Source organism: Nocardioides sp. SLBN-35 (assembly GCF_006715725.1).
Lineage (GTDB): Bacteria > Actinomycetota > Actinomycetes > Propionibacteriales > Nocardioidaceae > Nocardioides.
The window spans coordinates 822499-837920 of the sequence record NZ_VFNU01000001.1; the positions used below are offsets into that span (position 1 = coordinate 822499).

The 15422-nt window shown below is 70.1% G+C and carries 13 protein-coding genes; 9 read left to right on the forward strand and 4 right to left on the reverse strand.

The features are described 5' to 3' along the window. Positions 1-2 precede the first annotated feature (2 nt). From FBY23_RS04075 to FBY23_RS04095, 5 genes are read left to right on the forward strand one after another with little or no spacing between them, the layout of a single operon-like run. Positions 3-1550: a sugar ABC transporter ATP-binding protein gene (locus tag FBY23_RS04075; RefSeq protein ID WP_141796981.1), complete on the forward strand. Its 1548-nt coding sequence runs from the start codon at positions 3-5 to the stop codon at positions 1548-1550. 33 nt (positions 1551-1583) lie between these two features. Next, positions 1584-3740 carry a hydantoinase/oxoprolinase family protein gene (locus tag FBY23_RS04080; RefSeq protein WP_141796982.1) on the forward strand — a complete coding sequence of 719 codons (2157 nt, stop codon included), beginning with the start codon at positions 1584-1586 and terminating at the stop codon, positions 3738-3740. Beyond that, entirely contained in the window at positions 3737-5881 is a 2145-nt protein-coding gene (locus FBY23_RS04085) for a hydantoinase B/oxoprolinase family protein (protein ID WP_141796983.1), read from the forward strand. Before FBY23_RS04080 ends, FBY23_RS04085 begins: the two co-directional genes overlap by 4 nt. After that, entirely contained in the window at positions 5878-7023 is a 1146-nt protein-coding gene (locus FBY23_RS04090) for an iron-containing alcohol dehydrogenase family protein (protein ID WP_160158153.1), read from the forward strand. Before FBY23_RS04085 ends, FBY23_RS04090 begins: the two co-directional genes overlap by 4 nt. Next, positions 7020-7736 carry a class II aldolase/adducin family protein gene (locus FBY23_RS04095; protein ID WP_141796985.1) on the forward strand — a complete coding sequence of 239 codons (717 nt, stop codon included), beginning with the start codon at positions 7020-7022 and terminating at the stop codon, positions 7734-7736. Before FBY23_RS04090 ends, FBY23_RS04095 begins: the two co-directional genes overlap by 4 nt. Before the next feature lie 9 nt (positions 7737-7745). Here the strand turns inward: FBY23_RS04095 and FBY23_RS04100 are convergent, their stop codons facing one another. After that, complete coding sequence (locus tag FBY23_RS04100; protein WP_222117719.1) at positions 7746-8465, reverse strand: TetR/AcrR family transcriptional regulator; 720 nt, start codon at positions 8463-8465, stop codon at positions 7746-7748. Positions 8466-8533: 68 nt separating this feature from the next. On the opposite strand from FBY23_RS04100, the gene FBY23_RS04105 reads away from it, so the two are divergent. From FBY23_RS04105 to FBY23_RS04120, 4 genes are all read left to right on the forward strand, one after another. Continuing rightward, the gene (locus tag FBY23_RS04105) at positions 8534-9289 is read left to right on the forward strand and encodes an SDR family oxidoreductase (RefSeq protein ID WP_141796986.1); all 756 of its coding nucleotides are present in this window, start codon (positions 8534-8536) and stop codon (positions 9287-9289) included. 94 nt (positions 9290-9383) lie between these two features. After that, the gene (locus FBY23_RS04110) at positions 9384-9710 is read left to right on the forward strand and encodes a nuclear transport factor 2 family protein (RefSeq protein ID WP_141796987.1); all 327 of its coding nucleotides are present in this window, start codon (positions 9384-9386) and stop codon (positions 9708-9710) included. 105 nt (positions 9711-9815) lie between these two features. After that, the gene (locus FBY23_RS04115) at positions 9816-10427 is read left to right on the forward strand and encodes an allophanate hydrolase subunit 1 (RefSeq protein WP_141796988.1); all 612 of its coding nucleotides are present in this window, start codon (positions 9816-9818) and stop codon (positions 10425-10427) included. Beyond that, positions 10424-11347, forward strand: coding sequence for a biotin-dependent carboxyltransferase family protein (locus tag FBY23_RS04120; RefSeq protein WP_141796989.1), 924 nt, complete (start codon positions 10424-10426; stop codon positions 11345-11347). The genes FBY23_RS04115 and FBY23_RS04120 overlap by 4 nt, the downstream gene beginning before the upstream one ends. Before the next feature lie 26 nt (positions 11348-11373). Here the strand turns inward: FBY23_RS04120 and acs are convergent, their stop codons facing one another. The 3 genes from acs to FBY23_RS04135 are packed head-to-tail and all read right to left on the reverse strand — an operon-like array spanning position 11374 to position 15357. Continuing rightward, complete coding sequence (gene acs, locus FBY23_RS04125) at positions 11374-13374, reverse strand: acetate--CoA ligase (RefSeq protein WP_141796990.1); 2001 nt, start codon at positions 13372-13374, stop codon at positions 11374-11376. Between the two features lie 46 nt (positions 13375-13420). Then, entirely contained in the window at positions 13421-13816 is a 396-nt protein-coding gene (locus FBY23_RS04130; protein WP_141796991.1) for a DUF779 domain-containing protein, read from the reverse strand. Positions 13817-13833: 17 nt separating this feature from the next. Then, entirely contained in the window at positions 13834-15357 is a 1524-nt protein-coding gene (locus FBY23_RS04135; RefSeq protein ID WP_141796992.1) for an aldehyde dehydrogenase family protein, read from the reverse strand. Between the last annotated feature and the right edge of the window lie 65 nt (positions 15358-15422).

Genomic DNA, 15422 nt, shown 5'->3' on the forward strand with positions numbered 1-15422 from the left:
CGATGGGGGTGGTCATCGAGCTGCGTGACGTGCGCAAGTCGTACGTGCCGGGCATTGCGGTGCTGCAGGGTGTCGACCTCGACGTCCGGGCCGGCGAGGTGACCGCCCTCGTCGGCGCCAACGGCAGCGGCAAGTCGACGCTGGTCAAGATCCTCAGCGGCTACCACGAGCCGGACCGTGGATCGCGCGTCCGCTTCGGCGACCAGATCATGGAGGGCCATATCCACCCGGCGCAGGCCCGAGCGGCCGGAGTCCGCTTCGTCCACCAGGACTCGCGGATGGTGACGGGAGTGTCGGTCCTGGAGAACCTCCTCGTCGACCGCCTCGGCACCGCATCGCTCGACCGGCTGGACTGGCCGGCCGAGCGGAGACGGGCACAGGCCTTCCTCGACGAGCACCGCATCACGGTCGACGTCCGCGAGGACGCGGGTTCCGTCTCCCTCGCAGACGCGGCCAAGATCGCCATCGCCCGCGCCGCGGGACCGGAGAGCGACACCGGCCTGCGGGCCCTGATCCTGGACGAACCCACCGCGGCGCTGGGCCGCGACGACGCGGCCGAGATGCTCGACTGGGCGCGCGCCCTGGCCCGCGGTCGCGGGGTCGGCGTCCTTCTCATCGGACACCGTCTCGAGGAGATCCTCGCGACCGCGGACCGGGTGGCGGTGCTGCGCAACGGCCGGATCGTTGCCGACACGCTCGTCGCCGAGCTCGACCACGACAGGCTCGTCGAGCAGATCGTCGGCCACGCGATCGATGCCTACTACCCCGAGCGCGAGGGCGCCACCGGTGCGCCTGTCCTCGAAGTCGGCGACCTCCGCGGTGGCGAGGTGCGTGGCATCTCGTTCACTGTCGCGGCGGGAGAGGTGCTGGGCGTCACCGGCCTCCCCGGCTCCGGCTTCGAGGACCTGCCGTACCTCCTCATGGACCCGCGAGCCGGCGCTCGCGGAGCGTTGACGGTGGCAGGTCGCGAGATCCAGGTCGCGAGAACACCTGTGCGCACGCGGGTGCAGGCCGGTCTCGCCCTCGTCCCCGCCGACCGCAAGCGTCGAGCGCTGGCGACGTCGGTGTCGGTCACGGGCAACGTCGGGCTGCCGCACCTGCGCCGGTTCCGGACCTGGTCGGGTCTCAGTGCCCGGGCGGAGCACCACCTGGCCGACGGGGTGGTGCGCGACTACGCCGTGTCGCCCGCTGATGCACGGGTGATCACCGGCAACCTCAGCGGTGGGAACCAGCAGAAGGTCGTCATCGGCAAGTGGATGTCGACCCGACCCCGGGTGCTGGTCGTCCACGAGCCCACCCAGGCCGTCGATGTCGGCGCCAAGGCCGAGATCTTCAAGCTGCTCGCCGACGCCGCCGCCGAAGGGATGGCCGCCGTCATCGTCAGCGTCGAGTACGACGACCTCGCCCACCTCTGCGACCGGGTCCTCGTCGTCGGCGCGGGACGCGTCGTCGCCGAGCTCTCCGGCGACGCGCTCAGCCCGGAATCGCTGGCAACCGCCGCCTACCGCTCAGGAGTCGAAGGACTCCCCGAGCCGGCCTCCATGCGTTGAACTAAGGAATCGAAGGAAACCCGAGGAACCATCATGACCACTCATCACGACACCGGGACCGGCGCCAGCCAGGACCTCTACATCGGCGTCGACACCGGCGGCACCTTCACCGACATCGTGGTGATGGATGCTGAGGGCGGCGTCTACGCCACCAAGGCGCCCACCACGCCGGACTCGCTCGACGTCGGCGTCTTCGATGCCCTCGCCCTGGTCGCGGAGCACCGCGGCGAAAGCGTCACCGAGCTGCTCGGCAAGGTGGTCACCTTCGGTCACGGCACCACCCAGGCCACCAACGCGCTCATCGAGCGCCGCGGCCGCCCGACCGGGCTGCTCACCACCCGGGGCTTCGGCGACACCCTCATCATCCAGCGGCTGATGGGCTTCACCGCCGGCGTGCCCGTCGAGAAGCTCGGGGACTTCAGCGAGCGGTCCTACCCCGACCCGATCGTCCCGCGCGACCTCATCGCCGAGGTACCCGAGCGCGTCGACCACGCCGGACAGGTCGTCGTACCTCTCGACGAGGCGGCGGTCCGCGCCGAGGTCCAGCGCCTGGTCGACGCGGGCATCACCTCCTTCGCCGTGTGCCTGCTCTGGTCCTTCCGCAATCCCGCGCACGAGCAGCGGATCGGGGAGATCGTCCGCGAGCTGGCAGGGCCCTCGGCGTACGTCAGCCTGTCGAGCGAGGTCAACCCGGTGCTCGGCGAGTACGAGCGGACCGCGACCACCGTGCTCAACAGCTACCTCGGCCCGGTCGTGGAGCGCTACCTCGAGAGCCTCGAGGCACGGCTGCGTGCCGAGGGCCTCTCCGGCCGGTTCAGCGTGCTCAACAGCATCGGCGGCGTGATGAACGCCCGCGACGCTGCCCAGCGCGGCGTCCTGCTTCTCGGCAGCGGGCCGACCGGCGGCGTGCTCGGCTCCCACCACCTCGCCGCGCAGCTCGGCCACCGCAACATCATCACCTCCGACATGGGCGGCACCAGCTTCGACGTCGGCCTGGTCGTCGACGGCAAGCCCGTGGTCAAGGCGGTCACCGAGGTCGCCAAGTACCACGTCGCCACGCCCATGGTCGACATCACCGCCATCGGCGCCGGCGGTGGGTCGATCGCCACCGTCGTCAACGGCAAGCTCCGCGTCGGCCCGGCCAGCGCCGGCTCCTACCCCGGCCCGGTCTGCTACCAGCGCGGCGGCACCCAGGTGACCGTCACCGACGCCGACGTCGCGCTCGGCGTGATCGACCCCGACAACTTCCTCGGTGGCCGGATGACGATCGACAAGGCCGCCGCGGAGGAGGCCATCCGCACCCAGATCGCGGAACCGCTCGGCATCAGCGTCGTCGAGGCCGCCGCCGGCATCCGCGAGATCGTGGACGCCCGGATGGCCGACACCCTGCGCGAGCTCACCGTCGGGCGGGGCCACGACCCGCGCGACTTCGTCCTCTACGCGTACGGCGGTGCTGGCCCGATGCACTGCGCCGGCTTCGGCGCCGAGCTCGGGGTGGCCTCGATCGTCGTACCGGCCACGTCGATGGCACACAGCGCGTACGGCGCACTGAGCGCCGACATCCACCACGGCGCCGAGCGCTCGGAGTCGTTGCGCAGCTCCCGCGGCAGCACCGCGCCCTGGGAGGAGTTCGACCGCACCCACATCGAGTCGATCTTCAAGGAGCTCGAGGAGGAGGTGCTGGCCAAACTCGCCGGCGACGACGTCGCCGAGGCGGACACCGTGATCGTCAGGTCGGTCGACATGCGCTACCGCAGCCAGACCCACGAGCTCATCATCCCGGTCACCGGCGACCTCGCCGATCCCGACTGCCTGCACGACCTGGTGCTTCTGTTCGAGCGCACCTACGAGGAGACCTACGGCAAGGGTTCCGGGTTCCGCGAGGCCGGCATCGAGCTGACCACCTTCCGCGTGGCGGGCATCGGTCGCACGGTCAAGCCGTCCTTCCGGGCCTTCACCCCCACTCCTGGTGCGGCGACGCGCACACGGCCGGTCTTCGACGTCCTCGCAGGCGACTGGTGCGAGGCAGTCGTCGTCGACTGGGGCGCGATGCAGCCCGACCAGCAGCTCACCGGCCCCGTCGTCGTCGAGCACCCGACCACCACCGTCTACGTGGCCCACGGCCAGCGGGTCCACGTCGACACCATCGGCAACCTGCTGATCACCCCCCAGACAGGAGCAGACGCATGAGCACCACCGCCGCACTCGACCCGATCACCTTCGAGGTGATCCGCAACAAGCTCTCGGCGATCACCGAGGAGCAGGCGACCACCCTCAAGAACGTGTCCGGGTCGCCGGTCGTGACCGAGGCGACTGACTTCAACGTCGGCATCTACCTCGGCGACGGCTCGGTCGTGACCATGGGCCCCCAGGTGCTCTTCCACTCGGGATCGATGGCCAGCGTCGTGCGCAACATCATCACCGACTGCGAGGACAACCCCGGGATCCGCGAGGGCGACATGTTCGTCCTCAACGACCCCTACAAGGGCGCCCTGCACCAGATGGACGTCACCTTCGTCGCCCCGGTCTTCGCCGAGGGCCGCCGAGTCGCGTGGGTCGGTGCCTGCGCGCACCAGATCGACGTCGGCGGAATGAACTTCGGCAGCTGGAGCCTCGCGGCGCGGGGCATCCAGGAGGAGGCCATGCTGTTGCCCGGCATCAAGCTGGTCGAGGCCGGCGAGATCCGCGCCGACCTGTGGTCGATGCTGATGGGGATGACCCGGATGCCCACGACGGTCGGCCTCGACTTCAAGGCGATGATCGCCGCCAACAATGTCGCTGCCGGCCGCCTCACCGAGCTCTTCGAGCGCTACGGCCTCGACACGGTGCTCGAGGTGATGGGCCACGAGCTCGACCACTCCGAGCGTGAGCTGCGCCAGGTGCTGAGCAGCCTGCCCGACGGCGTCTTCCGGGCCGTCGACTGGATCGAGCACGACGGTCACGAGAACAAGCTGTACGAGTTCCGGCTGACGGTGACCAAGACCGGCGACTCCCTGGACTTCGACTTCACCGGCACGTCGGAGCAGGCGCCCGGCTTCATCAACTGCACGTACTCCGGCCTGGTCGCCGGCGTCTTCACCGCGCTGCTGCCGACGCTCGCGCCGAACCTGCGGTGGAACGAGGGCCTGCTGCGCCCGGTGTCGATCACCGCACCCAAGGGCACGGTCGCCAATGCGAACTGGCCGGCCCCGGTCTCCAGCGCCACCGTGTCCGCTGTCTGGGTGGTCACCAATGTGTCCTTCAGCGCGTTGTCCCGGCTCGTCACCACCGCCCCCGACGTGGCGCGGCACGGCGCCGGTGTGACCAAGGGGTCGATGAGCGTGATGGTGCTCAGCGGCCTGTACCCCGACGGCGACCCCTACGGGAACTTCCTGCTCGACTCGACCGCCGGCGGCGGCGGCGCCTACCGCGACCACGACGGGCTGACCGCCTCGGGCGACTTCTGCGTCCCGCGTCCCGCGATCGCCAACGTCGAGTCGCACGAGGCCGACGGCCAGATCCTCTTCCTCTACCGGGGGATCGTGCCCGACTCGTCGGGGCCCGGCCGTCAGCGCGGTGGCTCGACCGTCGGTCTCGCGCTCACGCCGCACGGCACCGACCAGCTCCAGGCGATGCTCGTCGGCCACGGGGTCGAGGTGCCCAACAGCGCCGGCATCTTCGGCGGCATGGAGGGATCCTGCAACCGCAACGAGCTGCTGCACCGCGTCGACGGCGTCTCGCCGGTCGGTCTGGTGCACTCAGCGGCCGACCACGCGTCGTGGGTCGGTGAGCGGGAGATCATGAACGCCAAGCCGGGCTTCTTCACGCTGCGACGCGGCGACGTCGTGTCCTACAGCTTCCAGGGCGGTGGCGGCTACGGCGACCCGATCGACCGTGATCCCGCGCTCGTCGCCGAGGACGTGGCGACTCGGCAGGTCAGCGTCGCCACCGCATCGGAGATCTATGGCGTCGTGCTGGACGGCGACCTCACCATGGACGCGTCCGCGACCGACGCGCGGCGCGCCGCGATCCGGGCCGAACGGCTCGGAGCTGCCCCTGTCGCGGCGGTGGGTGTTGCCGAGAGCGCGGGGGACCGGCGCCTCACGCCCGACCTGAGCGTCGCGGTGGACGGCCACGTGCGCTGCAGCTGTGGCCACGACCTCGGCGCCGGCCCGGACTGGAAGCAGTCCGCGAAGCGTCGCACCGTTCCGGCGCAGGCGCACGGCCCGCTGCTGCGACTGCACGAGGAGCTGGAGCTGCGCGAGTACGTCTGTCCTTCGTGCGCGAGACTGCTGGAGTCCAGCGTCTGCCGCATCGGGGCGGCCGACCTGATCACCTCGGAGCTGACGTGAGCACGGCGTTCCCGCGGTTCGCCGTGCGCACCGAGGTGGTGACCGGCCTCGGCAGCCTGGCCCACCTCGACGCCCTCGTCGCCGGCTTCGGCCACCGGGAGGTCGCCGTGGTTGCCGACACCGCGCTTGAGCCGGCAGGGGTCCTCGCCCGCGTGCTGGGGCACGCGCCTGAGGCGATCGTCGTCAGTCAGACCCTCGTCGACCCGGACCCCGACATCGAGGTCGTGGAGCAGGCCGCCGCACAGGCTCGCGCGGCGGGCGCGCGCTGCGTCCTCGCGATCGGCGGCGGCTCCGCTCTGGGCGTCGGCAAGGCCGTCGGCATCCGGCTCACCAACGACCAGCGGATCGATGCCTACGAGGGTCGCGACAAGGTCGGCGAGCAGCCGGCGCCGACCATCGCCGTACCGACGACCGCGGGCAGCGGCAGTGAAGTCTCCAATGCCCTCGTGCTCCACGAGGCCGGACGAGACAACGAGATCGTCGTCCGCGGAGAGCTCTGCGCACCGCGTGCGGCCGTGCTCGACGCGACGGTGCTGCGCACACTGCCGCGCACACCCTTGGTCCACTCCGCCCTCGACGCGCTCTCGCACGCGCTGGAGGCCCTGTGGGCGCGGGGAGCGAGCTACTTCACCACAGCCACCGCGATCCCGGCGGCGCGCTCGATCATCGAGCTGCTGCCCGCAGCGGCGACCGGGGCCGACGACGGGAGCAGCGCAGCAGGCGCCAACGACGTCGTGCTCCAGGAGCTTCTCGAGGCGAGCTGCGCGGCCAACATGGCCTGTGGCAACAGCGGTCTCGCGCTGGTCCACGCTCTCTCCTCCTCGCCGTCCGTCCGGGTTCCGCACGGCCTGCAGAACGCCGTCCTGCTCCCGCACGTGGCACGTTTCAACGCGGACGTGCTGGCGCCGGAGGCCCGTGCCCTGCTGCCTCTCGTCGAGCACCTGTACGACGAGCTGAGGCTGGTGGCGTCCTTCGCCGCCCTCGACGCGCGTTCCGGTGCGGGCACCGTCGACGGCTGGCGCATGCTCGAGGCGAGCGCCCGCAATCCGTTCCGTGCCAACAACCTGCGCCCGACCACGGACGCCGACCTGGTGGACCTGCTCCGCGCTGCCGGAGCGACCTTCCCCGAGGAGAGCCGATGACCCAAGACCTGCGCACGCAACTCGTCGAGGCCAACCACATCCTGTTCGACCAGGGCGTCCTCGACGCCTTCGGACACGTGAGCGTCCGGAGCGACGAGCGCCCCGACCGGTTCCTGCTGGCCCGGAACATGGCTCCGGTCCTGGTCACGGCCGAGGACGTGCAGGAGTACGACCTCGACGGGCGGACGAGCGACCGCGCACCGTCCTACCTGGAGCGGTTCATCCACGCCGAGATCTACCGGGCGCGCCCCGATGTCCAGGCCGTCGTGCACAGCCACTCGGCTTCAGTGATCCCGTTCGGGTTGTCCTCGACGCCGATGCGCCCGCTGTTCCACATGGCCGGATTCCTGGCTGACGGCATCGCCCGCTTCGAGATCCGGGACGTGGCTGGCGACGCGACCGACCTCCTCGTCCGTGATGCCGACTTGGGTGCCGAGCTCGCTGCCTCGCTGGGCGAGGCCCCGTTCGCGCTGATGCGCGGGCACGGCTCGGTGGCGGTCGCTCCCTCCCTCCCGCTCGCGGTCTACCGCGCTGTCTATGCCGAGGAGAACGCCGCGCTCCAGCTGCGCAGCATGCCGCTCGGCGACACCGTGCAGCTCACGGTCGGCGAGGGCAGAGCCGCGGCGGACACGAACGCGGGGCAGGTCGGGCGGGCGTGGGACATGTGGCGCCGGCTGGCCGCCGCGCGACAGCAAGGTCTCCGCGCAGGCTGAGTGCGCGTCTCAGCTCGACGCGCCGGCGGCCAGCCTTCCCAGCCACTTGCGCAGCAACGTCACCTCTGCCTCGCCGATCGTGTCTTCCGCACCCCCGAGCGAGTGGAGGAGGCGCTGCGCCAAGGCAGCACCGTCCGCCGCGTCGCCCGCAGGTACGCCGGGGAGTCCGGTGATCGCGGCGATCGTCGCGTCGCGGACCTGGCCGGCCAGGGCGAGGTCCGGTTCCTCCGCGGTGATGAGGAACAGCGTCACGCCGACGTTCGCGGCCAGCACGTGATCGGCAGCGACGGCGGCCGGAACCGCCAGCCGGCCCTGCGCCTCGGCCTCCTGGCACAGCCTCATCAGCGCGGCGTGAGGACCCGCGGCTGCCTCGGGCCGGCGTCGCGGGGTGACCTGGCCGTACATCAGCGCGTAGAACCCGGCGTTGTCGAGACCGAAGCGGACGTGGGTGTCCCAGCCGTGCCGGATGTCCTCGATGGGGTCGCCGGAGGGCTCGGTCGCCTGCTTGAGTGCGAGGTAGCTCGCGAAGCCGTACTCGACGACGGCCGCGAGCAGGCCGTCCTTGCTGCCGAAGAAGTGGTAGAGCGTCGGCAGCTTCACGCCGACGCGGTCGCAGATGGCGCGTAGAGGCACGTCCTGACCGGGGGCGTCGCTGATCAGCGCTGCGGCCGCCTCGAGGAGCTCCTGCCGCGTGTCCGATCGTGTATCGCTCTTGCGTTCTGCTATCACATCGATATAGTACGTCTGGAACAGCGATATATGGAACGTGTATCGGTACAACACGAAGGAAGAGGCGCATGTCCGTCCCCACTCTCGAAGGCAAGAACGTCCTCGTCGCCGCCGGCGCCAAGAACCTCGGAGGGCTGATCAGCCGCCAGGTCGCCGAGGCCGGTGCGAACGTCGCCATCCACTACAACTCCGAGGCAACCCGCCCCGCGGCCGAGGAGACGCTGGCCGCGGTCGAGGCCGCCAGCGGCAAGGGCGTCCTGCTCACCGGCGACCTCACCAAGGTCGAGAGCGTAGAGCGGCTCTTCGCCGACGCGGCCGCGGCGCTCGGCCCGATCGACATCGCGGTCAACACTGTCGGCAAGGTGCTCCGCAAGCCGATCGTCGACACCACCGAGGCGGAGTACGACGACATGCTCGACGTGAATGCGAAGTCGGCGTACTTCTTCCTGCGTGAGGCCGGTCGTCATCTCGCCGACAACGGCAAGGTGATCACGATCCTGACCTCGCTGCTCGCCGCGTTCACCGACGGCTACTCGACGTACGCCGGCGGCAAGTCGCCGGTGGAGCACTTCACGCGGGCCGCCGCCAAGGAGTTCGCGGCGCGGGGCATCTCGGTCAACTCGATCGCACCCGGTCCGATGGACACCCCGTTCTTCTACGGCCAGGAGACGCCTGAGCGCGTCGACTACCACAAGTCGCAGGCCTTGGGCGGACAGCTCACGAAGATCGAGGACATCGCCCCGATCGTCCGGTTCCTCGCGACCGAGGGCTGGTGGATCACCGGCCAGACCATCTTCGCCAACGGCGGCTACACCACCCGCTGAGCCCCTGGACGCGATCGACGTGTTCCCTCCCTACGCCGGCAAGGACCCGGCCGACCTTCTCGCACCTTTGCGAGCTGACCCGAGGAGAAGATCCATGACCAGCGAGATGCCCGAGCCCGTCGCCAGCCTCGTCGCCGCCGTCAACGGCCACGACGAGGAGGCCTTCCTCGACTCGTTCACCCACGACGGGTACGTCGACGACTGGGGCCGCGTCTTCCGCGGTCGTGCGGCCATCGACGGCTGGAGCGCCAAGGAGTTGATCGGCGCCCGCGGCACGCTGAGCGTGTCGTCGGTGACGACCGACGGCAGCGAGGTCGTCGTGGTCGGCGACTGGCGCAGCGACTACGCCAATGGACCGAGCCGCTTCACCTTCGCCGTCGACGGCGACCGGGTCGCCTCCGTGACGATCCGCGAAGGGTGAGCGTGACGCACCGTGTCCACAGCGACACCGCCCAAGCAATAGAATCGCGTCCTCCGTCGTCGCAGCTCTCACCGAAATGAGCATCGAATGCCGGAGCATGGTGTGATGCGCGTTCTTCCCTACGGCGACCAGGCCTTCATGCTCGAGTTCGACGACGTCCAGCAGGTCATCGGACATCACGCCGCGATCCTCGCCGCAGAACCTCCCGCGATCGTCGAACTCGTCCCGGCCGCCCGGACGATTCTCGTCAAGGTCGACGTGTCCCTTCGTACGCTCGATGATGTCGTACAAGAGGTGTCGGCATTGAGCCCGCTCCCACCGGAGGCCGACCGACCGACGCCGTTGGTCGAGGTCCCCATCCGGTACGACGGCCCCGACCTCGACGACGCCGCAACCGCGGTTGACCTGAGCGTCGAGGACTTCGTACGACGTCATGCCGCGCAGACCTGGACCGCGGCGTTCACCGGCTTCGCACCCGGATTCGCCTACCTCGTCGGTGAAGACGAGTGGGAGATCCCGCGTCGATCCTCGCCCCGCGTCGCCGTACCCGCCGGCGCCGTCGCGATGGCCGGACCGTTCACCGGGATCTATCCCCGCGAGTCGCCGGGCGGCTGGCAGATCATCGGACACACCGACGTCGTGCTCTGGGACCTCGAGCGTGAGTCCCCGGCGCTCATTCCCGCCGGCTACCGCGTTCGCTTCAGGGAGGAGACATGACGGCCTCCGCCTTGGAGATCATCGATCCGGGTCCGCTCGCGACGACGCAGGACCTCGGCCGCCCGGGCCTGATGAGCATGGGCGTCCCCCGGTCAGGTGCGGCAGATCGGGACAGCCTGCGACTCGCCAACAGGCTGGTGGGCAATCCCGAGGCCTGCGTCGGCATCGAAGCCACCTTCGGTGGCCTGAGAGTTCGCGCTCGAGGCCCGCTGACCATCGCTCTCACCGGCGCACCTGCGCAAGCGCGGCGCAACGGCCAGCGCGTCGCACACAACAGCATCGTGCGGCTGGCCGATGGTGATGTCCTCGCTCTCGGCGCCCCACGCGCCGGCGTCCGCACCTACCTGGCCGTACGCGGTGGCCTGCTACCCGGGTTGGTGCTCGGGTCCGGTTCGACCGACGTCCTGTCCGGGCTCGGCCCCGCACCGCTCTCCATCGGCGTCGTGCTCCGGGTCGGAACGTCGCCGGTCAACCTTCCATCGATCGACCTCGCGCCGAGACCTCGCCTCACGAACACGACCCTGGAGTTGCCGTTGACCTGGGGACCGCGGGCGGATTGGCTCACGAGTGAGTCACGCGAGCGCCTGCTCGACACCGAGTGGACGGTCACGCCCACGTCGAACCGCATCGGGCTGCGGCTCTCCGGCAGGCCACTCGAGACCCGTTCGGATCGAGAGCTGCTCAGCGAAGGCCTGGGGCAGGGGGCGATCCAGGTGCCGCGCGAAGGCCAACCGATCCTGTTCCTCTCCGACCATCCTGTCACCGGCGGATATCCCGTCGTCGCGGTCGTCGACTCCGGTGCGATCGACGCGGCCGGTCAGGCCGTTCCGGGACAGAGGATTCGCTTCCGGCCGTCGCGAGCGGCAGCGGCGCGTCAGAAACCGCAGCTGACCGGACCGAACGCGTTGGGATGGGCGTGAGAGCTGCCGGAAGGTGCTGGCGCAGGTCAGCGCGTTGCGGACCTCCCGCTGCACCGTGACGTCGCCACGGCCCTCTCGTCGCGCTCGGCGATCAGCGCCATGATCGCCGGGTCGCTGAGGGTGGTGGTGTCACCGATCGAGCGGTTCTCGGCGACGTCACGCAGCAGCCGGCGCATGATCTTCCCTGACCTGGTCTTCGGCAGCTCGGGGACGATCGTGACCTGGCGTGGCTTGGCGATCGCACCGATCTGGCGGGCGACATGGCCGCGCAGCTCCTGGACCAGGGCGTCGCCCGCGGCGGCGTCGGGGCCGTCGCCGTCCCTGAGGATGACGTAGGCACAGACCGCCTGGCCGGTGGTCGGGTCGGCGGCGCCCACGACGGCGGCCTCGGCGACGCGCGGGTGGGAGACCAGTGCCGACTCGATCTCGCTGGTGGAGAGGCGGTGCCCGGAGACGTTCATGACGTCGTCGACCCGGCCCAGGACCCACAGGTCGCCGTCCTCGTCCCTCTTCGCCCCGTCGCCGGCGAAGTAGTGGCCGAGGGCGCTGAAGCGCGACCAGTAGGTCTCGACGAACCGGTCGTCGTCGTTCCACAGCGTGCGCAGCATGGCCGGCCACGGCCTGGTGAGGACCAGCAGGCCCCTGGAACCGGCCGGGACAGGGTGGCCACCCTCGTCGACCACGTCGGCGCCGATGCCGGGCAGCGGGCGCATCGCGGACCCCGGCTTGCCCGCGGTGACGCCGGGCAGCGGGGAGATCATGATCTGGCCGGTCTCGGTCTGCCACCACGTGTCGACGACGGGACAGCGGTCGCCGCCGATCACCTCGCGGTACCACAGGTAGGCCTCGGGGTTGATCGGTTCGCCGACCGAGCCGAGGATGCGCAGCGAGGACAGGTCGTACCCGTCGGGGACCTCCCGCCCCCACTTCATGAAGGTCCGGATCGCGGTCGGGGCCGTGTAGAGGATCGTCACACCGTAGCGCTCGATGATCTCCCACCAGCGGCCGTTGTGGGGGCTGTCGGGGGTGCCCTCGTAGAGGACCTGGGTCGCGCCGTTGGCGAGCGGGCCGTAGACGATGTAGCTGTGACCGGTGACCCAGCCGATGTCGGCGGTGCACCAGTAGACGTCGGTGTCGGGCTTCAGGTCGAACACGGCGTGATGGGTGTACGACGTCCCCGTGAGGTAGCCGCCCGTCGTGTGGAGGATGCCCTTGGGCCTGCCCGTCGTGCCGGACGAGTACATGACGTAGAGCGGGTGCTCGGCGTCGAACGCCACCGGCGCGTGCTCGGTGGAGGCGGTGTCGACGACGTCGTGCCACCACACGTCGGTCGCGTCGTCGAACGACACGTGCTGTCCGGTACGGCGGACGACGACCACGTGGTCCACCGGGCTGCCCTTGCCGAGCTTGGCGAGGGCGTCGTCGACCGCCGGCTTGAGCGCGAACGGCGCGCCACGGCGGTAGCCGCCGTCGGCGGTGATCACCAGCTTCGCCCGGCAGTCCTCGATCCGCGACGCCAGCGCCTCGGCGGAGAAGCCGCCGAAGACGACCGTGTGGGTCGCCCCGATGCGGGCGCAGGCCAGCATCGCGACGATCGCCTCGGGGATCATCGGAAGGTAGATCGCGACCAGGTCACCGCTCGTGACACCCAGGTCGGTCAACGCGTTCGCGGCACGTGACACCTCGTCCTTGAGGTCCGCGTAGGTGATGTCGCGGGTGTCGCCGGGCTCGCCGACGAAGTGGAACGCGACCCTGTCGCCGCGGCCGGCCTCGACGTGCCGGTCGACGCAGTTGTAGGCGGCGTTGAGCCGGCCGCCGACGTACCACTTCGCGAACGGCCGGTCGGACCAGTCGAGCACCTCGGTGAACGGCTCGGTCCAGCTCAGTCGCTGCGCCTGCTCGGACCAGAACCCGAGCCAGTCGCTGTCGGCTGTCTCGTAGGCGTCGGCCGTGACGTTGGCGTTCGCGGCGAGTACGGCGGGCGGCGCGAAGCGGCGCTGCTGGGTCACGTCGGCTCCGGTGGACATGCGGGATCCTGCTTTCTGGTTCTGCGGGTGCGGGGATGGCGAACCGTCAACCGAGGCCGGCCGCGGCCTCCAGGGCCGCGTACTCCTCGTCGGTGAACAGGCGGGAGCGGATCAGGAAGCGGGAGCCGCGCGGCGCCTCGAGGGAGAAGCCGGCGCCACGACCCTTCACGACGTCGATGGTGAGATGGGTGTGCTTCCAGTACTCGAACTGGGCCTTGGACATCCAGACCGGGACGTCCCGGTCCAGGCCGATGTCCAGGTCGCCGAGATGGATGTCGGAGCCGCCGAGCCGGAACTCGCCGTCGGGGTAGCACATGGGCGCCGACCCGTCGCAGCAGCCGCCGGACTGGTGGAACATGACGGGGCCGTGCTCGGTGGTGAGGCTGCGGAGCAGGTCCGCAGCCTCACCGGTGAGGTCGACCCGGTGCGGAAGGGAGGGCATGACCGGGCCAACGCCTGTCAGAAGAAGCCGAGGGCGTCGGGGGAGTACGACACCAGGAGGTTCTTCGTCTGCTGGTAGTGGTCGAGCATCATCTTGTGGGTCTCGCGGCCGATGCCGGACTGCTTGTAGCCGCCGAAGGCCGCACCGGCCGGGTACAGGTGGTAGCAGTTCGTCCAGACCCGGCCCGCCTCGATCTCGCGGCCGGCGCGGTAGGCCTGGGATCCCTCCCGGGACCACACGCCGGCGCCGAGGCCGTAGAGCGTGTCGTTCGCGGTCTCGAGTGCCTCGGCCTCGTCGGCGAAGCGCGCCACCGAGACGACCGGGCCGAAGATCTCCTCCTGGAAGATCCGCATCTTGTTGTGGCCCTCGAAGATCGTCGGCTTCACGTAGTAGCCGCCGGCGAGGTCGCCCTCGAGGACGTTGCGCTCGCCTCCGGTGAGCACCTTGGCTCCCTCGGCCTTGCCGATCTCGATGTAGGACAGGATCTTCTCGAGCTGGTCCAGCGAGGCCTGCGCGCCGATCATCGTGGTCGTGTCGAGCGGGTTGCCCTGCACGATCTTCTCCGTGCGGACGACGGCGTCGGCGAGGAACTCGTCGTAGATCGAGTCCTGGATCAGGGCGCGCGACGGGCAGGTGCACACCTCGCCCTGGTTGAGGGCGAAGAGCGTGAAGCCCTCCTGCGCCTTGTCGTAGAAGGCGTCCTTCTCGGTGGCGACGGAGTCGAAGAAGATGTTGGGCGACTTGCCGCCGAGCTCGAGCGTGACCGGGATGATGTTCTCCGCGGCGTACTGCATGATCAGCCGACCCGTGGTGGTCTCGCCGGTGAACGCGACCTTGGCGATCCGGCTCGACGTCGCGAGCGGCTTGCCGGCCTCGACGCCGAAGCCGTTGACGACGTTGAGCACGCCGGCCGGCAGCAGGTCGCCGATCAGCTCCATGACCTTGAGGATCGACCACGGGGTCTGCTCGGCGGGCTTGAGCACGACGCAGTTGCCGGCGGCCAGTGCCGGCGCGAGCTTCCAGGCCGCCATCAGGATCGGGAAGTTCCACGGGATGATCTGCCCGACCACGCCCAGCGGCTCGTGGAAGTGGTAGGCGACGGTGTTCTCGTCGAGCTCGCCGGCCGAGCCCTCCTGGGCGCGGATGGCGCTCGCGAAGTAGCGGAAGTGGTCGATGGTCAGCGGGATGTCGGCGGCGAGGGTCTCGCGCACCGGCTTGCCGTTGTCGTACGACTCGGCGACCGCGATCGCCTCCAGGTTCTCCTCGAGGCGGTCGGCGATCTTGTTGAGCAGGTTCGCGCGCTCGGTGGTGGAGGTCTTCTTCCACGCGGGGAACGCCGCGTGCGCCGCGTCGAGCGCGGCCTCGATGTCCTCCTCGGTGCCGCGGGCGATCTCGGTGAACGGCTTGCCGTTGACCGGCGAGATGTTCTCGAAGTACTGGCCCTTGGCCGGGGACACCCACTCGCCGCCGATGTAGTGGCCGTAGCGGCTCTGGACGTCGACGAGGGAGTCGGGCTGGCCCGGGGCTGCGTAGATGGTCATCTGAATGCTCCTGATGGTGGGACTCGACGCCCTCTGTGACGCCGTTCACAGCACGGTAGGAGCGG